Origin of the sequence: Bacillus sp. SRB_8 (genome assembly GCF_003264205.1) — a bacterium.
In the GTDB taxonomy this organism is placed as follows: domain Bacteria; phylum Bacillota; class Bacilli; order Bacillales; family Bacillaceae_G; genus Bacillus_A; species Bacillus_A mycoides.
Window position 1 is genome coordinate 352,667 of record NZ_NADT01000018.1, and the last position, 25,876, is coordinate 378,542.

General features: G+C 36.0%; 25 protein-coding genes, 1 pseudogene, 1 riboswitch and 1 other annotated feature. Of the genes and pseudogenes, 9 read left to right on the forward strand and 17 right to left on the reverse strand.

The genetic code is table 11. From position 1 onward, the window contains the following. Positions 1 to 30: 30 nt before the first annotated feature. Positions 31 to 387 (reverse strand): hypothetical protein, encoded by a 357-nt coding sequence (locus B5P40_RS11870; RefSeq protein WP_016120778.1) that lies wholly within the window; start codon positions 385 to 387, stop codon positions 31 to 33. Positions 388 to 529: 142 nt separating this feature from the next. Further along, positions 530 to 749, forward strand: a binding site (T-box leader). Positions 750 to 1,026: 277 nt separating this feature from the next. Between B5P40_RS11870 and nhaC the strand changes: the two genes are divergently transcribed. Then, positions 1,027 to 2,400, forward strand: a complete 1,374-nt coding sequence (gene nhaC, locus B5P40_RS11875; RefSeq protein ID WP_016120779.1) for a Na+/H+ antiporter NhaC — start codon at positions 1,027 to 1,029, stop codon at positions 2,398 to 2,400. A 49-nt stretch (positions 2,401 to 2,449) separates the two neighbouring features. On the opposite strand, the gene cpdB is transcribed toward nhaC, so the two are convergent. After that, the gene (cpdB, locus tag B5P40_RS11880) at positions 2,450 to 4,789 is read right to left on the reverse strand and encodes a bifunctional 2',3'-cyclic-nucleotide 2'-phosphodiesterase/3'-nucleotidase (protein ID WP_113709268.1); all 2,340 of its coding nucleotides are present in this window, start codon (positions 4,787 to 4,789) and stop codon (positions 2,450 to 2,452) included. A 261-nt stretch (positions 4,790 to 5,050) separates the two neighbouring features. Between cpdB and B5P40_RS11885 the strand changes: the two genes are divergently transcribed. Further along, positions 5,051 to 5,830: a GDSL-type esterase/lipase family protein gene (locus B5P40_RS11885; protein ID WP_113709269.1), complete on the forward strand. Its 780-nt coding sequence runs from the start codon at positions 5,051 to 5,053 to the stop codon at positions 5,828 to 5,830. A 72-nt stretch (positions 5,831 to 5,902) separates the two neighbouring features. After that, complete coding sequence (locus B5P40_RS11890) at positions 5,903 to 6,349, forward strand: MarR family winged helix-turn-helix transcriptional regulator (protein WP_002129002.1); 447 nt, start codon at positions 5,903 to 5,905, stop codon at positions 6,347 to 6,349. A 24-nt stretch (positions 6,350 to 6,373) separates the two neighbouring features. Here the strand turns inward: B5P40_RS11890 and B5P40_RS11895 are convergent, their stop codons facing one another. From B5P40_RS11895 to argC, 7 genes are all read right to left on the reverse strand, one after another. After that, positions 6,374 to 6,580, reverse strand: coding sequence for a hypothetical protein (locus tag B5P40_RS11895; protein ID WP_002167706.1), 207 nt, complete (start codon positions 6,578 to 6,580; stop codon positions 6,374 to 6,376). Positions 6,581 to 6,638: 58 nt separating this feature from the next. Continuing rightward, entirely contained in the window at positions 6,639 to 7,190 is a 552-nt protein-coding gene (locus B5P40_RS11900) for a DUF2062 domain-containing protein (protein ID WP_002167705.1), read from the reverse strand. Between the two features lie 148 nt (positions 7,191 to 7,338). Beyond that, positions 7,339 to 8,289 (reverse strand): ornithine carbamoyltransferase, encoded by a 951-nt coding sequence (gene argF, locus B5P40_RS11905; protein WP_002014968.1) that lies wholly within the window; start codon positions 8,287 to 8,289, stop codon positions 7,339 to 7,341. A 12-nt stretch (positions 8,290 to 8,301) separates the two neighbouring features. Next, on the reverse strand, positions 8,302 to 9,462 hold the full coding sequence (locus B5P40_RS11910) for an acetylornithine transaminase (protein WP_113709270.1): 1,161 nt from the start codon (positions 9,460 to 9,462) through the stop codon (positions 8,302 to 8,304). Beyond that, the gene (gene argB, locus B5P40_RS11915; RefSeq protein WP_113709271.1) at positions 9,459 to 10,226 is read right to left on the reverse strand and encodes an acetylglutamate kinase; all 768 of its coding nucleotides are present in this window, start codon (positions 10,224 to 10,226) and stop codon (positions 9,459 to 9,461) included. The genes B5P40_RS11910 and argB overlap by 4 nt, the downstream gene beginning before the upstream one ends. An 11-nt stretch (positions 10,227 to 10,237) precedes the next feature. Next, positions 10,238 to 11,461, reverse strand: a complete 1,224-nt coding sequence (gene argJ / locus B5P40_RS11920; RefSeq protein WP_113709272.1) for a bifunctional glutamate N-acetyltransferase/amino-acid acetyltransferase ArgJ — start codon at positions 11,459 to 11,461, stop codon at positions 10,238 to 10,240. A 10-nt stretch (positions 11,462 to 11,471) separates the two neighbouring features. After that, a complete protein-coding gene (gene argC, locus B5P40_RS11925; RefSeq protein ID WP_113709273.1) occupies positions 11,472 to 12,509 on the reverse strand; it encodes an N-acetyl-gamma-glutamyl-phosphate reductase in 1,038 nt (345 codons plus the stop codon). 224 nt (positions 12,510 to 12,733) lie between these two features. On the opposite strand from argC, the gene B5P40_RS11930 reads away from it, so the two are divergent. After that, entirely contained in the window at positions 12,734 to 12,919 is a 186-nt protein-coding gene (locus tag B5P40_RS11930) for a YqzH family protein (protein WP_113709403.1), read from the forward strand. 29 nt (positions 12,920 to 12,948) lie between these two features. Here the strand turns inward: B5P40_RS11930 and B5P40_RS11935 are convergent, their stop codons facing one another. Both B5P40_RS11935 and B5P40_RS11940 read right to left on the reverse strand, forming a co-directional pair. Further along, complete coding sequence (locus tag B5P40_RS11935; RefSeq protein WP_002129013.1) at positions 12,949 to 13,743, reverse strand: SDR family oxidoreductase; 795 nt, start codon at positions 13,741 to 13,743, stop codon at positions 12,949 to 12,951. A 9-nt stretch (positions 13,744 to 13,752) separates the two neighbouring features. Continuing rightward, positions 13,753 to 14,706 (reverse strand): MBL fold metallo-hydrolase, encoded by a 954-nt coding sequence (locus B5P40_RS11940; RefSeq protein WP_002014957.1) that lies wholly within the window; start codon positions 14,704 to 14,706, stop codon positions 13,753 to 13,755. Between the two features lie 166 nt (positions 14,707 to 14,872). On the opposite strand from B5P40_RS11940, the gene proI reads away from it, so the two are divergent. Then, positions 14,873 to 15,712: a pyrroline-5-carboxylate reductase ProI gene (gene proI, locus B5P40_RS11945; protein WP_113709274.1), complete on the forward strand. Its 840-nt coding sequence runs from the start codon at positions 14,873 to 14,875 to the stop codon at positions 15,710 to 15,712. Positions 15,713 to 15,769: 57 nt separating this feature from the next. On the opposite strand, the gene sdaAA is transcribed toward proI, so the two are convergent. From sdaAA to rnz, 4 genes are all read right to left on the reverse strand, one after another. Next, on the reverse strand, positions 15,770 to 16,648 hold the full coding sequence (gene sdaAA / locus B5P40_RS11950; RefSeq protein ID WP_002033842.1) for an L-serine ammonia-lyase, iron-sulfur-dependent, subunit alpha: 879 nt from the start codon (positions 16,646 to 16,648) through the stop codon (positions 15,770 to 15,772). 18 nt (positions 16,649 to 16,666) lie between these two features. Further along, the gene (sdaAB, locus tag B5P40_RS11955) at positions 16,667 to 17,326 is read right to left on the reverse strand and encodes an L-serine ammonia-lyase, iron-sulfur-dependent subunit beta (protein WP_002088527.1); all 660 of its coding nucleotides are present in this window, start codon (positions 17,324 to 17,326) and stop codon (positions 16,667 to 16,669) included. Between the two features lie 45 nt (positions 17,327 to 17,371). Further along, complete coding sequence (locus B5P40_RS33425) at positions 17,372 to 17,509, reverse strand: hypothetical protein (protein ID WP_002066987.1); 138 nt, start codon at positions 17,507 to 17,509, stop codon at positions 17,372 to 17,374. A gap of 562 nt (positions 17,510 to 18,071) precedes the next feature. Further along, complete coding sequence (gene rnz, locus B5P40_RS11965; RefSeq protein ID WP_002014952.1) at positions 18,072 to 18,995, reverse strand: ribonuclease Z; 924 nt, start codon at positions 18,993 to 18,995, stop codon at positions 18,072 to 18,074. Between the two features lie 188 nt (positions 18,996 to 19,183). Between rnz and B5P40_RS11970 the strand changes: the two genes are divergently transcribed. The 3 genes and pseudogenes from B5P40_RS11970 (at position 19,184) to B5P40_RS32750 (ending at position 23,067) form a co-directional block, all read left to right on the forward strand. Then, positions 19,184 to 19,435 carry a DUF3932 family protein gene (locus tag B5P40_RS11970; protein WP_000665712.1) on the forward strand — a complete coding sequence of 84 codons (252 nt, stop codon included), beginning with the start codon at positions 19,184 to 19,186 and terminating at the stop codon, positions 19,433 to 19,435. Positions 19,436 to 19,631: 196 nt separating this feature from the next. Continuing rightward, positions 19,632 to 19,799, forward strand: a riboswitch (M-box (ykoK) riboswitch). Between the two features lie 331 nt (positions 19,800 to 20,130). Further along, positions 20,131 to 22,841, forward strand: a pseudogene (mgtA, locus tag B5P40_RS11975) (magnesium-translocating P-type ATPase). Between the two features lie 76 nt (positions 22,842 to 22,917). Beyond that, complete coding sequence (locus B5P40_RS32750; protein WP_162208024.1) at positions 22,918 to 23,067, forward strand: hypothetical protein; 150 nt, start codon at positions 22,918 to 22,920, stop codon at positions 23,065 to 23,067. On the opposite strand, the gene B5P40_RS11980 is transcribed toward B5P40_RS32750, so the two are convergent. Further along, positions 23,060 to 24,298 carry a DNA polymerase IV gene (locus B5P40_RS11980; protein WP_002088539.1) on the reverse strand — a complete coding sequence of 413 codons (1,239 nt, stop codon included), beginning with the start codon at positions 24,296 to 24,298 and terminating at the stop codon, positions 23,060 to 23,062. The genes B5P40_RS32750 and B5P40_RS11980 overlap by 8 nt on opposite strands. Before the next feature lie 142 nt (positions 24,299 to 24,440). On the opposite strand from B5P40_RS11980, the gene B5P40_RS11985 reads away from it, so the two are divergent. Next, on the forward strand, positions 24,441 to 24,647 hold the full coding sequence (locus B5P40_RS11985) for a hypothetical protein (protein WP_000809197.1): 207 nt from the start codon (positions 24,441 to 24,443) through the stop codon (positions 24,645 to 24,647). 51 nt (positions 24,648 to 24,698) lie between these two features. Here the strand turns inward: B5P40_RS11985 and B5P40_RS11990 are convergent, their stop codons facing one another. Further along, on the reverse strand, positions 24,699 to 25,817 hold the full coding sequence (locus tag B5P40_RS11990; RefSeq protein WP_002015107.1) for a tripeptidase T: 1,119 nt from the start codon (positions 25,815 to 25,817) through the stop codon (positions 24,699 to 24,701). Positions 25,818 to 25,876: the final 59 nt, after the last annotated feature.

Sequence of the window (25,876 nt, forward strand, 5' to 3'; positions counted from 1 at the left end):
AAAGAACAACCTATCATACGATAAGTTGTTCTACTTTCCATGTTGTATCTTTCCAATTTCTAAAATAATCTCTTCATCTTTTTTTCCTTCTGTATTAATTCCAAGTTGCTTAGCATGCTCAATTAACAAATCATGGCGCTGCTCAAATCTAGCGTTATCTACTTCTTTTGTAACCTCTTCTTTTGTTTTCCCCTCAGTAGAAACTCCTAGTTTCGTAGCTGCTTTTTCCATCGATTTCTTCTCTTCAGTTTCTTTCACTTTCTTCACTTCTGACTGCTGTATTTGCTTTTGTTTCGACTGCTCTGATTCAGCTGCAAAAGCTGTGTAAATTCCAGCACTTCCGCCAACGACTAGTAAGGTGGTAAAAAGAATTATTTTTTTCTTCACTCTTTCCTCCCCTTTCAAATTCATTATAACGCACATTTTTACAGTATGAAAAACATTTCTCCTTTATTTCCCTAAAAAAATATCGAATGTTTTTATTGACATGTATGATGAATATATGATAAAAATTTAACTAACATCATATGAATCGGCGTTGATAGGATTTAGTAGTATTTCGTTTTCTGATTTCAGAGAGCTGGTGGTCGGTGCGAACCAGTACAGAGCGATTTATGAATTACCCCCTGGAGCTTCTTTTACGAAACGTGAGGAGTAGTGAAAGACGGTTTAGACCGTTATGTCTAAAGAGTGGTGAAATGAAACTGTTTCACAATTTAGGGTGGTACCGCGAATTTTTCGTCCCTGCATATATTGCAGGGGCGTTTTTATTTTATGAGCGCATATCATATGACCCTTTATTTTGTGATACATTCCTTTCACAAGCTAGGGTGGTACCGCGATTTCTTCGTCCCTGCATAATTATATGCAGGGGCGTTTTTTTATCCAATCATTTCCGTATCATATTGAGATGTTGACAATTACCGGTAATTTGTCACAAAATTCTAAATTTTAGAAGGAAATATACAATATTGGCGAATTTTATATAAAAAAGAGCTATTTTAAATTACTTAGGAGGGAAAAACAATGGTTTCAAAAATTGAATCTGTTCTTTTAACATTATTTATCTTTTTCTGTATTGGCTTTAGTGTTATCAAATTAGAAGTTTCACCACACATCCCAATTTTATTTGGTATCGTTCTTTTATTAGCATTTGGATTTATGAAAAAAATCTCTTGGTCTACTATGGAAAAAGGGATGATCAGTAGTATTTCAGCTGGTATTCCATCTATTTTTATTTTCTTACTTGTGGGCGTATTAATTAGTGTTTGGATCGCTGCTGGAACAATTCCAACTTTAATGGTATACGGCTTCCAGCTTGTATCTCCTAAAATTTTCGTCCCAACTGTTTTTGTTGTTTGTGCAATTGTTGGAACAAGTATCGGTAGTGCATTTACAACTGCCGCAACAGTAGGGCTTGCCTTTATGGGAATGGGTAGTGCTCTCGGATACGATCCAGCTCTGATCGCTGGTGCAATTATTTCTGGTGCATTCTTTGGAGATAAAATGTCTCCTTTATCTGATACAACAAACTTAGCTCCTGCTGTAACGGGTGTAGATTTATTTGAGCATATTCGCAACATGCTTTGGACAACAGTTCCTGCTTTCATTATTGCTTTTATCGCATTTTTCATTTTAGGAAGCGGTATTAGTGGAGACGTTGACTTCACTAACTTTATTAGCACGTTAGAAAAAAACACAACGATTTCTATCGTTACACTTATTCCAATTTTATTACTGTTCCTATTCGCATTTAAAAAAGTTCCAGCAGTTCCAACATTGCTTGCAGGAATTGTGGTAGGAATTATTATTCTCTTTATTTTTAAACCTAGCACTTCTTTAGCTGATTTAATGAAAATTATGCAAGACGGCTACGTTTCTAAAACTGGTATTAAAGACATTGATAGCTTACTATCTCGCGGTGGTCTACAAAGTATGATGATGTCGATTGCACTTATTTTCCTAGCTCTTTGTATGGGAGGATTACTACAAGGAATGGGCATTATCACGCAGCTGATGAATATCATCTCTAGCTTCGTAAAAAATAGCACACGCTTAATTATTTCTACTGCTTCAACTGCAATTGGTGTAAACTTCTTACTTGGCGAACAATACTTATCAATCGTTTTAACAGGACAAGCATTCGCTAACAAATACGATGAAGTCGGTTTAGAACGTCGTAATTTATCACGAGTATTAGAAGATGCAGGTACAGTTATTAACCCGCTCGTACCATGGGGAGTAAGTGGCGTATTCTTATCGAACGTCCTTGGCGTTCCGACATTTGATTACGTTCCATTCGCAATCTTCTGTTTAGCTTGCCCGGTCTTAACAATTATTGTTGGTTTCACTGGATTTGGTCTTTCATGGAAGAAAGAAAAGACAGTACCAGTTTCATAATATAATAAAAAGGATTACCTTAATCGGTAATCCTTTTTATATTTCTCCGCTATCTATTCGCTTTCTTTCTTCTAAATAACAGAAGTAATCCCGCTCCAACAAACGCCAAACCTGCTCCAATTGTAGAAACAACACTTGTACCTGTTTTCGGTAAATCACGTTCTTCTTTATTTTCACTTACAGTTGTTGTTTCTTTTGAGTTTTGATTATCCGTTGTAGTTTGTCCAGATCCTGTATTATTTCCATCTTGTTTTGGTTCATTTCCATTATTGCCTTCACCTGTTGGTGGTGTCGTTGGATTTTCTCCGTTATTGCCTTCACCTGTTGGCGGTGTTGTTGGATTCTCTCCGTTATTGCCTTCACCTGTTGGTGGTGTCGTTGGATTCTCTCCACCAGTTTCCTTATCATCATTCTTCTTCGTTATATCAATTGCATATTTAGCAAATTCATTTTCAGATGGTCCAACATATGATATCTTTCCATCTTTCTTTATATGATTTTGTGCATTTGGTGAAGAATCAAATGTTGTATTTAATTTATCTGCAACAATCGGCTTAAACGTCCAATTTTGATCTGCTGCTGGATCAATAATTGGTGTTTCTTGCATATATTTCACAATGATTTGACGTGTTTCATCTTGTGATTGGTATACAACTTCCCCTTTACTTACACCAGGGAACGTTTGGCTACTTCCACGATAGTTATTTGTAGCTACGATGAACTCTTGTTTGTCAGCTACAGGCTTACCTTCATACGTCATATTTACAATACGATTCGTATTTCCATTTACAACTTTACCATCTTTATCGTATTTCGCTGGTTGCGTCACGTCAATTTCGTATTTTAGACCATCTAAAATATCAAAATTATATGTAGGATAGCCTATATTTACTAGTGGCTGCTCTTCTGTTTTCGCTGGATCAATTTTATTAAACTGACCAGCAGACATTTCAAGCCATTCTTTTACTTGTGCCCCGTTTACTTTTACAGCATATAACGTATTTGGATATACATATAAATCCGCTACGTTTTTAATTGCTAATGTCCCTGCTGGAATATCCGTATAATATGTAGCACCGTTTCGGCCACCCGCTTTAAATGGTGCTCCTGCAGATAATACTGGAATTCCTTTATATTTACTATATTGTCCGTTTTCAGCGAATAGCTTTTCTACATACCATTTTTGTGCATTTGTCACAAGTTGTACAGAAGGATCATCTTGTACTAATGAGAAATAACTATTAATTGGCGCTGTCGTTTTTCCTACAGCTGTATTCACATAGTCAATTGTCGCTTGATGATCATCTTTAATTTCATTAACTAATCTTTGATCGGATTGTACTAATGGATTCCCTTTACTATCAGCAATCGGACGAAGTTGCGGCTTAGACTGATCTTTTTGTACTTCCCATTTTCCATTTACCTTTTTCAATTGCATATCAATAATACCTAAGTTACTACCAAAAACACCAGGCATTACAACTGGAACACCATTAAATACGTCCTTCACTTCAGTATGTGAATGTCCCATTAATACTGCATCTACGCCAGGAACTTCTGTCGCTAAATAAAACGATGCATTTTCCATTCCTTCGTTGTATCCACTCTTATCAACACCTGAATGCGCTAGTGCAACTATAATATCCGCACCTTGCGCCTTCATTTCCGGAACTAATTTTTTCGCTGTTTGCACAATATCTTTTGCTTTTACTTTTCCTTCTAAATTCGCTTTATCCCAATTCATAACTTGAGGTGGAACAAATCCCATTACACCAATTTTCACCTTTTGTTTTTGACCTGATTCATCCACTACTTCTTTCTCAAAAATATGATATGGTTTATCAAAGTAATGCTTGTCATTCTCATCATTACCATCATGATCATCTATATAGACATTCGAGTTAATAACCGGGAAATCCGTTTTTTTAATCACTTTTTTTAAATACTCTAAACCGTAGTTAAATTCATGATTCCCAAGAGAGATGACGTCATACTTCATTAAATTCATTACACGATATAATGGATGGACATAGTTAGGATCAACAGAATTCTCCTTCTCCTGATCTTTTATTTTATTCGCTACATAATCTCCAAGCGGTGTCCCTTGTAATGCATCCCCATCATCAAATAAGACAGAGTTCTTCGCTTCTTCACGTGCTTTATTCACAAGTGTTGCAGTTTGCACGAGACCTACTTTATTATCTGTTTTCGTTTGATAATAATCGTAATTCATTAAGTTAACGTGAATATCTGATGTTTCTAAAATTCGTAAGTTAACTGTACTCTCCCCAGCTTTTTCCTCTGCATGAGCTGTTGTCGGCAACACTTGCGGTGCTATAACGCCAATAGCAAGTGTTGCTCCAGCTAGCATTTTTTTTGACTTTTTCACAAAAAATCCCCCTTATACAATTACCCCAAAATAATGAAGTGAGTCTCTATCATTCTCTAACCACATACCTTTTTTCTTCTATTAGAGCGATAATCTTCACCTTATCTGACATTATCATATCTAAAGTACTTTCATACCGTCAATATTTTTTGACACACTTCTACAAATTTTCTGTAAAGTTTTCATAAATATATAATATGCCCTTACATTGCTTATACTGCTGAATATGATACAATTACCAATTACAAGGAGGATGAATTTATGAAAAAAGTCATCTTAACAATTGTTTGTCTCCTCCTTCTAATCATTTCTTATTCTTATTTTGAAAAGAACGATGAGACAAAACAAAAAGAAACTGAAAGAAAAACAGAAAAAACATCTGCTCCCAGTTGGATTGATAAGCAAACGAATGATTCCTTTTATCACCTCGTATTAGGTGATTCACTTGCAAAAGGATATGGATCTACACAAGGGGGATTTGCCGAATTAGCTTCTAAACAATTAGAAGGACAAATTCATAAACCAATTACGGTAGAAAACCTCGGTGTAAATGGTCTCACTACAGATCGTCTCGTTAAAAAAGTCCAGTCAGAAGAAGTTCAACAAAAAATTAGGGAAGCAAATATAATTACTATTAATATTGGAGGAAATAATTTATTCCGCTTAAATCATGATGTAGGTGTTATAGATGGTATTAAAATGTTAAATAAAGAAAAAGCCCGTTTTGAAACGGATGTAAAAAATATTGTAAAGACCGTTCGAGATCAAAATCCGAATGCTTTACTCATTCTATCTGAACTCTATAACCCTTTACAACTTGATGACTCCATCGCAAGTTATGCAGATATGTTTTTAGATGGTTGGAATGATTCTATTTATTCTATTTCAAAAGCACATCAACCGTCGATTGTTTTACCAATTCGCAAATTAATATCTAAGGATAAAAAAGATTTACTATTTGACCAAGTACACCCAAATGATAACGGTTATACGATTATTGCCAATACATTTACAAAGCAAGTGTTATCCTACAAATATTAAGGCTACCATGAAACAATTCTATTTTTATACCTTGTCTTTTTTGTTACAATGATAGTGGAAGGGGGCCGTTATATGGAATCACGCGAGTGGGAACGTATTGTTGATCATCTTCTTTCGCTAGTGCCTCTTTTTTATCGCAAATTTATGCTTCCTGGAGAGTTTTCTTCTCAAAGACATATGCCGCCATCACATACGCAAGTGTTACTGCTTTTGCATGAAAATGGTACATTAGCAGTTTCAGAAATTGGCAAGCGGCTAGCGATTTCACGGCCTAACATGACCCCTCTATTAAACAAACTTATTCAAGAAGAGCTAATAGAGCGTCATTATAGCGAAAAAGATCGAAGGGTCATTTTAATTTCCCTAACAACTGAAGGGAAAGTGTTAGTAAGTCAGTATCAGCAATTCATTTTAGGCAAACTAAAAGAAAATTTTCAAACATTATCTGAGGAAGAGCGTGAAAAGCTCATTTATTCTCTTAAAACCATTCAAAATTTAATTTTGAAAACAAACGCATAAAGCTGCTTCTAAATAGAAGCAGCTTTATGATTCGTAATAATTACCATAGTATACATTTGAATACGGCCATGTCGTTAAATATGGTTTTTGTTCTTGCGTAGGCTGTTGTTGTGGTATTTGTGGTATTTGCTGTAATTGTTGTTGTCGATATAACTCGTATTGTCTACTCATATCATAAACCGGATAATAATTTACATATGGGTATACTTGCGGTACGTAATAATAATACATTCATTCTCTCCCCCTTTTTCTTAAACATATTCAAAGGAGAAAATGAATGTGACATTCTTTATATTTGAACAAGTGGTTCTCTCACTTGTTTCTTTCTTTTCTTCAAACGTAACTTACGATTCTTTTCATATAAATAATGCACAACGAAATATGAAATTACCCCACACACAATTCCTATTATCGTCATACCAATTAATACATATACTTCACTCTGTAATAAGCTCTTTAACATCGTAAAAATATGGCTCGAAAACAAATCTGATATCGTAAATGGTTCATGATGTATTTTCTGTACATGAAATGGGTAAATCATTTTTCCTAGCGCATAAGCAAACGGAAATAAAAATACTGGGAGAAACGATATTTTCCCAATAATATTACCAATGACTGCGGCTGGAAAAGATCCCTTTGCTAACCTTACAATTGGATAAAATATTAAATATACGAGCGATGCCGTATAAATCACCAACATTTCTAAACCAAATCCAATAGCAAAACCTAGCGACACTTTCTTTGCTCCTTCTGGCGATCGAAGCAACTTAAAATATTGAAACTTTAATATTCTCCACATCCGCTGAAAAAACGAATATGTTTTCTTAGTTGTTTTCAAATTCATCATCTCTTTAACTATATTTTTTTATCTAGTATGTCCTTACATGATATGAAAAACAAATTTAGTTTTCTCTTTTTATTATAAATGATATAGAGATAATTAACTAAATATACATCCGACATTTCCATATAAAAAAACCTCCCTTTTAGGAAGGCTCTTCTATATTTTTAAATAAACTCACTAATAAAGCTTTTTGCGCGTGCAACCTGTTACCAGCTTGCTCAAAAACGATAGACTGTGGCCCATCTATAATCTCTCCAGTTACTTCTTCTTCACGATGAGCAGGCAGGCAGTGCAGGAAACGATATGTTTGCTTTGCATGTATAACAAGCTCTTTATTTACTTGGAAAGGCTGGAATAAAGTATATTTTTCTGCTTCTCCTTCTTGGCCCATACTCATCCAAACGTCAGTATAAATAAAATCTGCTCCACTTACCGCTAATTCAGGATTATGCAAAATTTCAATTTCAGCCCCTGTTTCATCAGCAATCGCTAATGCTTTTTTAACAATTTCTTCATTCGGCTCATACCCTACGGGAGTTGCAACAGTCATATTCATTCCGACTTTTGCACTCGCTAGCAATAGTGAATGACATACATTATTCCCATCACCTACATAAGCTAATTTAACTCCTTTAAACGTATGAACTTCTTCATATATCGTCATTAAATCTGCCAATGCTTGGCAAGGATGATGATCATCAGTTAAACCGTTAATAACTGGGATACTGGACTCTTTTGCAAGCTCCTCTACATCCGCATGCGAAAATGTGCGTATCATAATTCCATCAATATAATGAGATAGTACTTTCGCAGTATCTGACACCGTTTCTCCTCTGCCAATTTGCATCTCTTTTCCACTTAAAAACATTCCATGTCCTCCGAGCTGTACCATTCCTGCTTCAAAAGAAACGCGAGTACGGGTTGAATGTTTATCAAAAATGAGACCTAATATTTTCCCTTGTAATAAAGGCTCCTGCTTGTTCTTTTTTAAATATATAGCGAACTCAATTAAAGAAATGATTTCTTCTTGCGTCAATTCTTCTAACGTTAAAAGATCTTTCGTATTTAATTTCGGTACTTGTACAGTTGACATGAAATTTCCCCCTTATATTATTGATGCATTTTTTGTACAAACCACTCTTTTTATCATATATATTGCCTGTTCTAGCTCTTCATTCGTTACAATAAGTGGTGGTAATAGTCTTATAACATTAGGCCCTGCTTGTAATACGAGAAGTCCTGCTTTTTCTAGTTGTTCTATGACATTTGCAACCTCATGCTTGCATTCGATTCCAATCATAAGTCCCTTACCACGAATATTTTGAACACATTCAACGTGTCGTAATTCTTCTTGCAATTTCTTTAATACGTACTCGCCCTTTTCCTGTACCTCTTTAAAAAACGATTGTTCCTTAATGCATTGCAATACTTCTTTCGCTGCAGTCATAGCAATATAATTCCCACCGAAAGTTGAACCGTGTGACCCGGCAGTAAAAGAAGAACCTAGTTCTTTTCGGCCAATCATCGCTCCAACTGGAATACCATTCCCAAGCGCCTTTGCGATGGTAACGATATCAGGAACTATTCCCATTTGCTCATAAGCGAATAGTGTTCCTGTTCTGCCTATTCCAGTTTGTACTTCATCTATAATAAAAAGAGCATTGTACTGATTACATAGTTTTTCAATTTCCTTCAAAAAGGATGGATCAGCTAATATTACTCCTCCTTCTCCTTGAATAACTTCTACCATTACCGCCGCAACTTCTTCATTCATTACTTCCTCTAATGCTCGTATGTCGTTAAATGGTATATGTAAAAAAGACGGAAGTAATGGACCGAATCCTTCTTTCACTTTATCTTGCCCTGTTGCACTCATCGTTCCAAATGTTCTCCCGTGGAAAGATTGCTCACATGTTACTACGAGAGATTTTCCAGTATGCTTACGTGCTAGTTTTAAAGCCGCTTCATTTGCCTCCGCCCCGCTATTACAAAAAAACACATGATCTAATGCTGTATCTTCTGTTAATAATGATGCGACCTCTTCTTGTAAGGAGTTCGTAAATAAGTTAGATATATGCCATATATTTCTAATTTGCTTTTCTACTGCCTTTACAACCGTAGGATGACAATGTCCTAAGTTACATACTCCAATACCAGAAGTGAAATCTAAATATTGCTCACCACTTTTATCAATAACTTTCGCCCCATTGCCCTTTAGAAATTCAATTTCTCTTCTTCCATATGTTTGAAAAAGATGGCTTGTCATACGATACTCACTCCTTTTGTTACCGTAGTTCCAACACACTCTCCTGTAACCTCAGTAAAATCCTTTGTACCATTTACGATACTAGCCTTTTTCACTCCCATTTTTAACGATGTAAGTGCCGCCTGTACTTTCGGAATCATTCCACCTGTAATGACGCCTTGTTCTATAAAAGTAAGAATTTCATATTCATCCGTTTTCTTTACCAATCTTCCTTCGTGTAATACTCCATCTACGTCCGTTATAAAAATGAGTTCTTTTGCGGATAGTGCGGCTGCAATTCCAGCTGCAGCGGTATCTGCATTTATGTTATAAACCTCATTACCATTTATCCCAATTGGGGCAATGACAGGAATATAATTCATATCTATCAACCCTTTCAATAGGGCTGTTTCTACATAACTTACTTCTCCTACATATCCTATCGCTTCGCCAACAGGTTGAACTTGAAGTAAATTACCGTCACATCCTGAAAGCCCCACCGCAAGTAAATCATGTTTTTGTAAATTCATTACGAATTTTTTATTCGTAGTTCCGCATAGCACCATTTGAACAACATCCATAACCTCTTTCGGCGTTACTCTTAATCCATCTTTCTTTTCTATCTCGATATTAGAGTCTTCTAACTTGGCATCAATTTCTGGGCCACCGCCATGGACAATAACAACCTTATACTTATTTTGCAATTTCTTTATACAATCAAAAAAGACACTATTTAATCGATTCAACATGCTACCGCCACATTTAACTACAATATAATCACTCATATTCTCTCTCCTTATGTACGATAACAAGCATTTATTTTCACATATTCATAACTTAAGTCGCAGCCCCAAGCTGATCCCGTTTCATTTCCTAAATGTAAACACACATCAATTTTTATTTCATGTTCTTGTAATTTCTTTGTCATTTCCTCTTCAGAAAACATTTGAGGCTCACTATTTTTTAATACGGCGATAGATTGAAGAGTGATATCAATTGTATTTGGGTTAATAATTACTTCACTCTGTCCAGTACTACTAATAATTCGTCCCCAATTTGGGTCCTCACCGTATATCGCTGTTTTCACAAGACTGGAACCGACTATTTGTTTTGCAATTTTCTTTGCTTCTTCATTTGTTCTAGCCCCTAACACGTTTACTTCTATTAACTTCGTAGCACCTTCACCATCTTGTGCAATTTTTTTCGCTAAATCTTCACATACCTTTTGTAAAGCAACTACGAAAGTTTCCCAGTCTTCATGTTCCATATTCATCGTTTTCGTTTCTGATAATCCACTTGCCATAGCGATGACCATATCATTTGTAGAAGTATCTCCGTCCACCGTAATTTGATTAAACGTATGATTCGTAATTTGTGATAATGCTGTTTGCAATACTTCATGCTCTATATTGGCGTCTGTTGTAATTAAACTAAGCATCGTTGCCATATTCGGTTTGATCATCCCTGATCCTTTTGCGACCCCAGCAATGATCACTGCTTCCCCATCAATTATCATCTCATAGCAAGTTTCTTTCGTTATAAGATCTGTCGTTAAAATTGCTTCACAAAAAGAATAAGCTTCACTTACTTCCTTTGTGGGCACAAGAGATTCAATTCCCTTTCGAATGATATCCATCGGTAAAGGTACTCCAATTACACCTGTTGAAGCGACTGCGACGTACTTTTCTTTTACTCCAAAGTGTTCCGCTCCTAATGTTCGCATCTCATAAGCATCTTGTAATCCTTTCATCCCCGTACAAGCATTTGCATTGCCGCTATTTACAACAATTGCTTGTAATTTCCCTTCTGCTGCTATGCTATCCTTCGTTACTTGCAACGGCGCTGCTTGTATTTGATTTGTTGTATACACAGCGGCACATGATGCTGGCACCTCACAAACGATTGCACCCATGTCCTTTTTCACCTTTTTCAGACCATTTGCAGTACCGATTGCCAAAAAGCCTTTTGGTGTAACAATTGAACCATTTGCTAATTTTGTAATAGACGATGCTTTAATCATAATTTCCCCCTTATGGATAAAGCGGCATATGCTGTAAACCCGTTGTCTCTTCTAGTCCCGCTAATAAATTTGCATTTTGAACTGCTTGCCCTGCCGCACCTTTCATCATATTGTCTATAACAGAAACGACCGTAACTCTTTCTGTTCTTTCATCGTAAGCTATCCCAATATCACAATAATTTGAGCCCCTTACTTCTTTCGGACTTGGAAATTCTCCTTGCGAGCGAACTCGAACGAAAGCTGAGTATTCATACGTTTCTTCATACAACTTTTGAAGTTGCTCTATTTTCATTTCCTCTTTCACTTTCGCATAAAGTGTAATCATAATCCCTCGTGATATCGGTATTAAATGTGTACTAAACGTGATTGGCTTCGTTTCATGATTCCACTCTGCAAGCATTTGCTCAATCTCAGGAACGTGCTGATGTTGATTAACTTTATAAATGTGTAAGTTATCGTATAACTCAGGAAAGTGAGTCATTGTTGTTGGCGTTTTGCCCGCTCCAGATACTCCTGATTTCGCATCAATAATAATTGAAGCTTCTTCAATTATGCCGCTACGTACTAACGGCGCTACCGCTAATAATACAGCTGTAGCAAAACATCCTGGGTTTGCAATTAAATTTGCATTTTGGATCTCAGGCCTTTTCCATTCACTTAATCCATATACTGCTTTCCTAAGAAATTCTTCCTGTGCAGCTGGCCTTTTATACCACAATTCATATGACGAGGGATCTATCATACGAAAGTCCCCAGATAGGTCAATTACTTTTAAACCTACTGCCAATAATTTTGGTGTTAACTCTGCCGATACTCCCGCTGGGGTTGCTAAAAATACAATTTCAGCTTCCTTCTCTATTTTCTCCGCATCAATTTCTTGTAACGTATGGACAAGAACATTTCGAAAATGCGGGTATACATTTGTTATAAATTCACCAACTTGTGAAAAAGAATGGAGAGATGCTATCGAAAAATATGGATGTTGCTCTAATAACCGAATTAACTCAATACCTCCATATCCAGTTGCTCCAATAATTGCGACTTTCATAAGCTCCTCCTCATATCTATTCTTTAAATTAAGTTTGATTATAATATTGCATAATTATAAAGTCAATTAAATATTTATAATTTTTAAAAACTTCAAAATATTATTATCGCTATAAAAGTAATATACACAAGTGGATTTTTATGCAAAAATATTGCATAGTAGTATTTTCATTTCACTTCAAGTACAATAAAACAATACATGTATACATACAGGCGGGGAAAAACATGAATAAAAAATTAATTGAGAAAATGATTATAAAAAGTTTTCGGCAATATCAATGTAATCCTGTTTCAAAAGAGGATCAGGAAATGCTAATTAAACATATTCAAATGATAATTCATTCAAATACTGGAATTGATGTATACGAGGCTGTTGAGGATATCGTTTACGATTATGTGACTGGAAAATAAAAAATAGGAGATTTCCATATGGAAATCTCCTATTTTTTACTTAATGATTTGCCTGCAACGCGTTCAAATAAACCTGGGAATAATGCGTAGAGCTTTGGCCCCATTCCCATCCACTTCGGCAAGTTTACTTCACGTTTTTTCGTTTGCATCGCCTTTACGATTTGTTCTGCTACATATGTTGGTTTTAACATGTAACGTCCCATATTTTTCACATATGTACCTGATTGATCGGCTATTTCAAAAAAGTTCGTTTCTATCGGTCCTGGGTTAATTGCTGTTACATACACATTTGTGTTAGATAACTCCATACGTAAACTATTCGTAAATCCTAATACAGCGTGTTTTGTTGCTGCATAAGCACTCGACTTCGGAGTTGCAATTTTTCCAGCCAATGAAGCAATATTAATAATTTGTCCTTCGTTCCTTTTTACCATATTAGGTAATACCGCTTTCGTACAAGCTACTAATCCAAATACATTTACTTGAAACATATCCTTTACTTCATCCATTGAAGCATCTTCAAACGTTTTAAAAATACCAAACCCAGCATTATTTACCAATATATCAATACGGCCTACTTCTTGTAATACCTTTGAAAAAACAGATTGTACTTTCGTTTCTTCACTTACATCTAATACATAGTAATAGCAAGGCGTATTATAAGTTACTTTAATTTTGTCTGCTAATGCTTGTAGCTTCTCTTCTGTTCGAGCCATTAATACCGGCGTCGCCCCTTGCTCTGCAACCTGCATTGCAACTTGCTCTCCAATTCCACTAGAAGCACCTGTAATGACGATTACTTTTTCTTGTAAACGTCCCGTCATTGCTGTCACCTACTTTGCATAATAAATCAATTGTTGTGAAGATTCATCAATCATCACCTGTTGATTATATGCTAAAAAGTCTAATTGTCCAACAGTTTCTGAGATAGTAAGTGGTAATTGCTCTTTATATAATACCGGAAATAGTTTTACACACACCTCAAATGCTGTCATTGGCTTTTCCTTTAATAGTTCAAGCACTTTAAAAGCACGTGTCTCTTGCTTTTGTAATCTTGTTTCAATAAGTTGTTTCACATTCAGAACATCTTCCCCATGCCCTGATAAAATCCGTGAAATATTCATTTCACTTAAACGTTTTAACGTTTGATTGTACTGCAATAAGGGATGCGCTCTTTCTGTTTGCCCTTCATATGGTGGTTCTAATATTGGATTTGAAGAAATATGACTAATGAGAGCATCCCCACCAATTAATATTCCATCAGATTCTCTATATAATGAAATATGAGTGGAAGCATGACCCGGGGTTTCAATCACTGTAAATCCAGGTAACGAATCTATACGATCTCCCTCTCTCACGGTATGTGTTAACGATCTATTACAAGAATATTTAAGTGTCTTCGTCGTCAATAACGCCTCACCATTCAGAAATACTGCTGGAACGCCGAACTGCAAGGCTGTCTCTTTAAAAAATTCATGATACCTCTTTAAAAATTCAGCATTCTGTGTAATCCACGGTTCATTCCAAGGATGTCCGATAATCTTTACTTTTTCAGAAAATGTATTTAAAAGTCCGCAATGATCCGCATGGTGATGCGTAATCACTACCGTTTCAATATCTTCTATCTTATATCCTAATGCACCTAATTGACTTTCTAGTGCTTTCTTTGCTTCTTCTGTATTTGTCCCTGTATCAATTAACGTTAATGTTTCTCCCTCAACTAAAAACACATTCACTGTCTCAACTGCAAATGGAACAGGAATCTCCATTCGATGAATCGCCGTCATGCTTAGCCCCCCCTGTCTTTTTCCGGTTCAAAAATGAATACCTCTTCAGTTTACAACTTCCCTATAAATTTGTCATTATTTTCAGATAAAAAGAGGTCTTTTCCATAAAAAAACGAATGTATGTACATTTATAAGTATTTCTAACCAAATTTAAAGGAGGCACATCATGTCTATGCAAAACATTTCCTTTCTCGGTGCAGGCTCTATTGCCGAAGCGATTATTGGTGGCTTATTAAACGCAAATGTTGTTAAGGGAGAACACGTCACTGTAAGTAATCGTTCTAACGAGACAAGATTACAGGAGTTACATAAAAAATACGGTGTCAAAGGTACACATAATAAAAAGGAATTACTTGCTGATGCAAATATTCTTTTTCTAGCTATGAAGCCAAAAGATGTCGCAGAAGCGGTTATTCCTCTTAAAGAATACATAAATAATGACTTGCTTATTATTTCGTTATTAGCAGGTGTTTCTACTCATTCAATTAGAAACCTACTTCAAAAAGACGTTCCGATTATTCGTGCAATGCCAAATACATCTGCAGCCATTTTAAAATCCGCTACCGCTATCTCACCTTCAGAACACACAACGGAGGAACATATTCACACTGCAACATCTTTATTTGAAACGATTGGTCTCGTCTCTGTTGTAGAAGAAGAAGATATGCATGCTATCACTGCATTATCTGGAAGTGGACCAGCTTATATTTATTACGTGGTAGAGGCACTGGAAGAGGCAGCAAAAAAAATTGGTTTAAAAGAAGATGTTGCAAAATCTCTTATTCTTCAGACGATGATTGGTTCTGCTGAAATGCTAAAAGCAAGCGAAAAACACCCTTCTATTTTGCGAAAAGAAATTACTTCTCCTGGCGGAACAACTGAAGCAGGTATTGAAGTATTAAAGGAGCATAATTTTCAACAAGCATTAATCTCATGTATTACACAAGCAACGAAACGATCACACGATCTTGGAAAAACATTAGAAGAAATAGCAAAAGAAAAATAAAAAACGGAGCTCAACTTTATTTGAGCTCCGTTTTTACTTTAATCATATGATATGCTTTTAGTTATTACTCTTACCAAAAATCTCTTCTTGCAAACGACGACCTGTCGGTGTTGCTGCAAGGCCACCTTCTGCTGTTTCACGAAGTGCTACTGGCATCGTTTGTCCAATTCTAAACATCGCCTCAATGACTTCATCACATGGAATTGTACTAGTTACACCAGCTAATGATAAATCAGCTGAAATCATGGCATTCGCAGCTCCTGCTGCATTACGTTTTACACAAGGTACTTCTACAAGCCCTGCAACAGGATCACATACTAAACCAAGCATATTCTTTAATGAAATCGCCATCGCTGTAGCTGCTTGATCTTGTGTTCCACCAGCCATCTCAACTGCTGCTGCAGCTGCCATTCCACTTGCTGAACCTACTTCAGCTTGGCAACCTCCTGCCGCGCCAGAAATACAAGCATTATTCGCAACAACCATACCGAAAGCTCCTGCTGTAAATAAAAATTCAATCATTTCTTCGCGTGTCGGCTGTAATTTTTCTTGCAGTGCAAACAGTACACCTGGCACTGTTCCAGCAGATCCTGCTGTTGGTGTTGCACAAATAATTCCCATCGCCGCATTTACTTCATTTGTCGCAACAGCTTTACTCACTGCGTCCAAAATCGTATCTCCAGATAAACCTTTTCCACTCTGCATATACGCTTGGACTTTCACAGCATCCCCGCCAGTTAAACCAGTCGGTGATTTTACACCACGAATACCGCGTTCTACTGCTTGTTCCATCACGACTAAGTTCTTTTCCATTCCAGCAATTACTTCTTCACGTGAGATATTTCTTGTTTGCATTTCACATTGAATCATAATTTCTGCGATTTTTACATTTTGCTCTTTAGCTTGCGCCACTAGTTCCGCTGCGTTCCGAAACATGGTGTGTCCCCCCTGCAATTAATCCATAATAGTTACTTGACAAATATTTTGTTGCCCATTTATTTCCGCAATTACTTCATCTGCTAATAATTCATCTGTTTCAATGACCATAAGCGCTCTTCTTCCTTTTTCTTTACGAGAAACACTCATTGTACTTATGTTAATCTCATGCTTAGCAAGGATTGAAGCTACAGCTGCGATAGCACCAAAGCGATCGTTATTTACAATAAGTAGTGCTGGACTCGTGCCTGTTAATTGAAGATCGAATCCGTTTAATTCTACAACTTCAATTTTACCGCCACCAATTGAGCAAGCAACAACTTCAATTTCCTCTTCACCTTTATACAGACGAATTTTCGCTGTATTTGGATGCGGAGCATTTGCATCTTCTTCAATGAATTCCACTTCAATCCCGCGTTCTTTTGCAATATCTAACGCACTTGGAATACGTAAATCATCTGTTTCAAATCCTAGTATTCCACCGATTAGCGCTACATCCGTACCGTGACCACGGTATGTTTTTGCAAATGAACCATATAATGAAATGCTAACTCTCTCTGGTTCATGACGAAACAGCTGACGAGCAACTTGCCCCATTCTTGCCGCGCCTGCTGTATGTGAACTTGATGGACCAATCATAACCGGACCAATAATATCAAACACTGAGCGATACTTCATCATAACTCCCCCTAAACCTCTATGAAAAAATTATTTACTATTCTATTAAGCTACCGAATCGGTTGCTGTTCCAGTCGTACCACGAATTTGTTCCGCTGTAAGAATTGGATAGTTTTTGAATAACAGTGAAGCAATATATCCTGAAATAATACCAGTTATAATAATAAATAAGAAACTTAGCATTACCTGCATTTAAAAATAATATAAGATAGTCCACAATAAAGTCTGGTAGCAATCCAAAGTTTAACACAGAACCCCTTACAAGCATAGCATAAACAAGTGAAACTCCCATTGCTTTCATACCTTTTGATATTTTAAAGCTAAAAAGGAAAAAAAGACTTAGTACAAATAATAGTAATATCCTTCCTATTATAATTTCCATGTTGCTCTCTCACGATTTAGTCAACTTCACTTGTTATGACAAATGGCTAAAACGCATGTAGCCTACAATAAATTATAATCTGCCCTCATTATAGCTTGTTTTTAATAAAACGCTTACTTTTAATGAATTTTAAAAGTTCTGAATAAAAATCCATTTTCGCTACTTGTACCACTCGTATGTCGTCTGACTTATATAACAGTTTTTCTAAATAATCGGTATTATGTATTTTTACCCTATATCTTCACATCATTAAAACTTTCTGTGTCATCCTATATAAAAATAAAATGATAACAGTTTTATTTTTAATTTTTTTTAGAAATAAAAAAAATGGCAACCTATCGTCACCATTTTTTCACAACATTATTATCTTTCTACTGGAAATGATTTTAAATCCGTAGCTATTTCTGTATTAGAAAATAGCTCTCTTGCCTCTTTCAATAATTCCTTATATGTATCTCCTTGATAACGAGAACTAATATGAGTCAATATTAAGCGTTTTGCATTTGCCTGAAGTGCAATACTCGCAGCTTGCTTAGATGTGGAATGAAAATAATCATACGCTTGTTGTTCATCTTCTGCCGCAAAAGTCGCTTCATGAACAAGTACGTCAGCATCTTGCGCAAGCTCTCTACTCGCTTCGCAATATCGTGTATCGCCTAAAATTGTAATAACTCTTCCTTTTTGAGGCGGGCCAATAAAATCTTTTCCATCTAACACTGTGCCATTCTCTAATTCAACTACTTCACCATCTTTTAAGCGTTTAAAAACTGGACCAGGTTTCACACCCATTCCCAGTAACTTATCCACTAAAAGAGCTCCCTGTATATCTTTCTCTACAATTCGATATCCGAAGCATTCAATTCCATGTGATAACCTTTTTGTTTCTACACAAAATTCATTATCCTCAAACACAATACCTTCTTCCGTAATCTCAACGATTTCAAGTGGATATTTAACATGTGTCGTACTTACTAATAATGCCACTTCAATAAATTGTTTAATTCCTTTTGGTCCGTACACTGTTAATTTTGTTGTTCCACCTTGAAACGAACGGCTACCCAATAAACCCGGCAATCCAAAAATATGATCGCCATGTAAATGCGTAATAAATATTTTTTCAATGCGGCGTGGACGTACAGACGTATGTAGTATTTGATGTTGCGTCGCCTCGCCACAGTCAAATAACCAAGTCTGTCCTCGTTCTTCTAACAACTGCAAAGCAATTGCTGAAACATTCCTTCCTTTTGAAGGAACACCTGCACCAGTCCCTAAAAATACAAATTCCACTTTCTTTCCTCCAGCTCTTTATATAATCTATCTTTCATCTTACGGAATGTTATTTCAAATGGCAAATTGAATTTGTATAACCAATCATCTAGACAACTATATAACACGAACATTATACTTAAAAATTTAGCTATCGTTCGTATTTTGTGGTAAAATGATTGTACTACATTTTAAGGGAGCGTTTTATTATGAAAGAAGTATTTCGTTTACAAACTGATTTTTCATCTTCATTTGATCGCTGGGTAAGTTCTTTCGTTTCTGATCACCCAGCACAATTAGAATGGACGACTTTAAAAGAATTAATCCATGAATATACAACATCACATACAAATGAGACGTTACCAACATATATTTCTTCAGCTTTAACATATTACGCACAACGCGTTTCAACAACAAGTAACTCAGAAATTGTTATTTTTGAAAATCCTACAATCTCATAATCTATAATAAAAAGCACTGTAATCAGTGCTTTTTATTTATGTTCATTAAAGTATTTATTTTCCCGCCTTATTTCAAAAAACTCCGCTTATTTCCTACTATATAGCCATCATAAATCTATTTGATTTTTCAAAAAAACAGATTAAAAAGATATTGACACTACGATTTTACAGTGCTAATATTCAACGTGTAATTGAATATGGTCTCTGTTAGGTGAGGCTCCTGTATAGAGAAACGCTGCTGCCCAAAAATGTCGAGAGACGCCAATGGGTCAACAGGAAAGGTCGGAATGAAGGCCTTTCTTAACGTAGCTGGTTTCAGTACCTATGCTATACAGTGCTAAAACTCAACGAGGGAGAGGTGCGTATGTTTTGTCATACACAAAAACTGTTTTTATCTATGTTTACTAACAGTCTTTGTTGTTGACTCTTTTTGACTATGAATTCAGACCTTTACTCGTTTTGAGTAAAGGTCTTTTTTATATCTTTATGCACCCTACTATGAAACAAACATAGCATATTCAGAAACTATTAAATTGTACGGAGGTGAGGAACAGTGTCAAGTGATGATTCGGCCCAGATACCCATATGTTTTACATTTATATTTCATCATGTAGGTAGGAAAGAAGCTGTTCCTCCCTGTTTAAAATAGTCGAGTAACAGATTGTTTCCTCCTTCATGAAAAGGAGGAACTACCAATGTTAAATTTACAAAAACAAGAAACGAAGCATGCTTACGATCAAGATAGCATGAAAGCAAATAACGAATTATTAGTGGAAGTTGCAACACAGGATGTAAACTCTGCGTTAAAACTCTTAGAAACAACACAAGATGGACTCTCTAAACAAGAAGCGTCTCGTAGACTTTCTTTATATGGTCCGAACGAAATCGCTCATAATAAAACATTGCCGTGGTACATTCAATTTCTGCTGGCATTTAAAAACCCATTTATTTTTGTTTTGTTAGCTCTTGGAGCACTCTCTTTTTTCACAGATGATATACAAGGAACAATTGTCGTATCTGTAATGGTACTGCTAAGTGCAACGATTCGCTTTTTACAAGAATTCCGCTCTGAGAAAGCGGCGGATAAGTTAAAGGCTATGGTTCGAACAACTGCGAGTGTCTTTAGAATAGATGGATTTGTACACGAAACAAAAAACGTAACAAATTTAAATCGAAATTACACAACAGAAATTCCAATTGAAGAACTTGTATCTGGCGATATTATTTCACTTTCAGCTGGTGATATCGTGCCAGCTGATGTGCGTATTTTATCCGCAAAAGATTTATTTGTTAATCAGTCTTCTTTAACCGGGGAAGCACTTCCTGTAGAAAAATACGAAAACTGCTACCATACGGAAAATAAACATATATTACCGAAAAACATGAAAAAAAATTACAATCCGCTCGATATGGAAAACCTTTGCTTTATGGGTACAAATATTGTTAGCGGTAGCGCAAAAGCTGTTGTTGTTTCAACTAGTACGGATACGTATTTCGGCTCTTTAGCAAAAAAGGTTATCGGAAAACGTGCAGAAACAAACTTTGATAAAGGCGTAAACAAAGTAAGTTGGCTCTTAATCACATTCATGCTTATTATGGCACCCATTGTCCTTCTCATTAATGGATTCACAAAAGGAGATTGGCAAGAAGCTTTTTTCTTTGCTATTGCTGTTGCAGTTGGCCTTACACCTGAAATGCTGCCAATGATTGTAACTGCTAATTTAGCTAAAGGCGCCGTGAACATGTCTAAACAAAAAGTAATTGTAAAACAGCTCAACTCAATTCAAAACTTAGGTGCTATGAACATTCTTTGCACAGATAAAACTGGAACTTTAACAGAAGATAAAGTTGTCCTAGTTCGTCATTTAGATCCTAACGGAAATGAATGCGATCGTGTATTACACTTTGCCTATTTAAATAGCTTCTATCAAACTGGATTGAAAAATTTAATAGATAAAGCTGTTATTGAACATACAGAGGAGAACCATAAATTTGATCCATCAGCTTTTCAAAAGCTAGATGAAATTCCATTCGATTTTGCTCGGCGTCGCATGTCTGTCATCGTGAAAAATATTTTAGGTGAACATACAATGGTTTGTAAAGGTGCCGTAGAAGAAATTTTATCAATTTGTAACTACACTGAAGTTGATGGACAAATTGTCCCTCTCACTGAAGAAATGAGAGTAAATGTAAAACATCTCAGCGAAACTTTAAATAGTGAAGGAATGCGTGTCATCGCTGTAGCATACAAGAACGATAACAAACCTTATCATAAAGCTTATGCAGTACAAGATGAATCCGCTATGATCCTTACTGGATATATCGGCTTTTTAGATCCACCTAAACCATCTGCTGCTTCTGCAATTCAAGCATTGCAAAAACATGGCGTACAAGTGAAAATCTTAACAGGCGATAACGAAATTGTTACAAAAAAAGTTTGTAAAGAAGTGGGATTAAATATAGGTGAGCCTGTCCTCGGTTACGAAATTGATTCTTTACCAGATAAAACATTGGCAACACTGGCAGAAGAAACAACAGTGTTCGCAAAACTAAATCCAATGCAATGCAAAAGTCCCGCATCATTCGCGTATTGCAAGGTAATGGTCATACTGTAGGTTATATGGGGGATGGTATTAACGATGCCGTTGCACTACGTGATGCTGATGTTGGAATATCTGTTGATACTGCTACTGACATTGCAAAAGAATCTTCCGATATTATTTTACTTGAAAAAAGTTTAACTATATTAGAAGCAGGTATTTTAGAAGGACGCACTACTTTCGGCAATATTTTAAAATATATAAAAATGACAGCTAGCTCTAACTTTGGAAATGTATTTAGTGTATTAGTGGCAAGTGCTTTCATTCCATTTTTACCGATGCTTGCAATTCATCTCTTAATTCAAAACTTACTTTATGATATTTCACAGCTTTCAATTCCATGGGATAAAATGGATAAGGAATTTCTAGAGAAGCCTAGAAAATGGGATACTGCAAACTTGCGTAACTTCATTATTTGCATCGGTCCAATTAGCTCTATATTCGATATTATCACATTCGTTGTCATGTGGAATGTGTTCGGTGCAAATACACCTGGAGAACAATCGCTATTCCAATCTGGTTGGTTTGTCGTTGGGTTGCTAACTCAAACATTAATTGTCCATATGATTAGAACACAGAAAATTCCGTTCATTCAAAGTACAGCATCAATACCAGTTCTTATATTAACCGCTTGTATTATGGCAATCGGAATTTACATTCCATTCTCACCACTTGGTGCAGCAATTGGTTTACAAGCATTACCACTAAGCTACTTCCCGTGGCTCATAGGAATATTATTAGGTTATGCTTTCTTAACACAATTCCTGAAAAAGCTTTATATTAAAAAATTCCACAGCTGGTTGTAAAAATGAGAATGAGTGGGTATTTCTCACTCATTCTCAAAAAATATAACATGTACTTATATGTATGGAGGTAACCATGATGATATGGTATGACATCGTATTAAGGTTATTTATAGCAATTATTGTAGGAGCTTGCATCGGAATGGAAAGACAATGGAGACATCGAATGGCTGGACCCTCTCTTCCATCTAAAAAAGAAGGGTTTAAATCTCTAAAACCTTCTACATAAACTTATTTTCTAATTTTTGCTGAAACGACTTTTCTTGCTTACGCAATAATTGACTACCTCTCTGTAAAAGAGGTGTTCCATACTTTTCATTAATTTGATCAATAACAGCAAGTAACGGCTCTTCTTTCGCATCTTCTTCGAATGAAAACAAATCTAACTGTTTCACTGATTCTGTCTTCCACTCTAATTCAGTAGCTGTAACACCTAACAGGCGAACAGAATCACCATCCCAGTGTTGCTTCCATAAACGTGATGCTGCTTGGAAAATAACCCGTTCTTCCCATATTGCATTTTTCAATTGTTTACTCCGTGTTACCGTGCGACGATCATGGTATTTAATCATAATTTGAATGTTATAACTAACGAGAGTTCGTTTTTGTAGCCTTTTGCTTACTGATTTCGATAATCTTTCTAACATATCAAGTAATTCTTTTTCTTCGTCCATATCCTTTGAGAAAGTCATCGAATTTCCAACGCTTTTATGTTGTCCCATTTGATTCGGATCAACTTCCCTGTCATCCATACCTTTTGCACGTTTTTGTAAATCAACACCGTGCTTTCCAATTTTAGCGCGAATGATATGCTCGTCTCCTTTTGCTAACTGTTCAATTGTATGTATATGAATGTCTTTTAGTTTTTCAGCTGTTTTCTCTCCGATTCCATGCATCTCTGCAACTGATCGTGGCCAAATAATTTCTGGGATATCACGTTTTCGAAGTACTGTAATTCCAAGAGGTTTTTTCATATCTGAAGCAGTCTTTGCTAGGAAAAGGTTTGGGGCAATCCCAATGCTACATGGAAGCTGTAACTCTGTTAGTAACGCTTGTTGAATCATCTTCGCTATTTCAAGAGGCGAACCGAGCGCATAGCAATCTGTAATATCCAAATACCCTTCATCTATAGAAAACGGTTGTATTTTTTCTGTAAAACGGGAAAGAATTTGAAACATTTGAAATGAAGCTTCTCGATATAATGTAAAATTAGGGTGCCTCACAACTAATTGCGGGCATAATCGCTTCGCTTCCCATAGAGGCATCGTCGTACGTATTCCATATTCTCTCGCCTCATAACTACATGTTATGATAATCCCTTTTCTCTCTTTTTCATTCCCCGCAATCGCTAATGGCTTTCCTTGTAATGATGGGTCATGAGCAATTTCGACAGATGCGAAAAAACAATTCATATCTACATGTAAAATAACACGTCCATTTTTCGGATACATTTCTCGCATACTACTCACCCCTTAAAGAACATTTGTTCCTTCATTATATCAAATTTCTTTACACGTTATAATAATTATTGGCTCTTCTCTATCTATTTTTTGCTATACTGTACGTAACAAATGGATATTATTGTAAAGGAGGTGAATCGTTATGAAACAACATAATAAACTCAATTATGTATTTATTATTATTATAGTAATCCTTGCGATTAATTATTTGTTACTTCCCCTTTTTAACATTAACATTTACGCTTTAGGAATCTTCTCTCATTTCATACGTTTTACAACAACTTATGTACTTCCGTGGGTCTTCTTATATTGGCTTATCCGCCTTGTGAAAGCAATTGAATCAAAATAAAAAAAGACGTGTAAACCATAATTGGTTCACACGTCTTTTTGACTTTATTACTTACTTCGCTACTTCTTCGATAATAGCTACAACTAATTCTGCTGTTTTCGCTAATTCTTCAACAGGAATTTTTTCATTTGTTGTATGAATTTCTTCATAACCAACTGCTAAGTTAACTGTTGGGATACCATGTCCTGCGATTACGTTCGCATCACTTCCGCCACCACTTTGGTGAAGAGAAGGCGTACGACCAATGTTTTCAGCTGCACGTTTCGCAACTTCTACAACGTGATCGCCAGCAGCAAACTTAAATCCTGGATACATAACGTTTACTTCAACGTCTGCATGACCACCCATTTCTTTTGCAGTTGTTTCAAATGCTTCTTTCATTTTTGCAACTTGTGCTTCCATTTTCTCATTTATTAAAGAACGAGCTTCTGCAAAGATTTGAACATGATCGCAAACGATATTTGTTTGTGTACCACCTTCAAAACGTCCAATATTTGCAGTTGTTTCAGAATCGATACGACCAAGTGGCATCTTTGCGATTGCTTTTGCTGCGATAGTAATTGCAGATACACCTTTTTCTGGTGCTACGCCAGCATGAGCTGTTTTCCCGCGAATAATCGCATTCACTTTCGCTTGTGTTGGCGCTGCAACTACAATTTCACCAACTTTTCCATCACTATCTAATGCATAACCATATTTTGCTGTAATGCGCTCGCGATCTAACGCTTTTGCGCCAATAAGACCAGATTCTTCTCCAACTGTAATAATAAATTCAATTTTACCATGAGGAATGTTTTTCTCTTTTAAGACACGAATTGCTTCAAACATAGATGCTAATCCAGCTTTGTCATCGGCTCCTAAAATTGTAGTACCATCTGATACGATATATCCATCTTTAATAGAAGGCTTAATTCCATTACCAGGAACTACTGTATCCATATGAGAAGTGAAATAAATTGTATCAACACCGTCTTTTGTTGCTGGTAAAGTACAAATTAAGTTACCTGCACCATGACCAGTTACACCCATCGTGTCATCCTCAAATACTTCTACACCTAAAGCAGTAAATTTCTCTGTTAACACTTTGCAAATTTCTGCTTCAAATTTTGTTTCAGAATCTACTTGTACTAACTCCATAAATTCATTTACTAAACGTTCTTGATTAATCATAAGACTGCGCCTCCTGCACTACCATTATGTATGTAACAACATTAATTATAACAGAATTT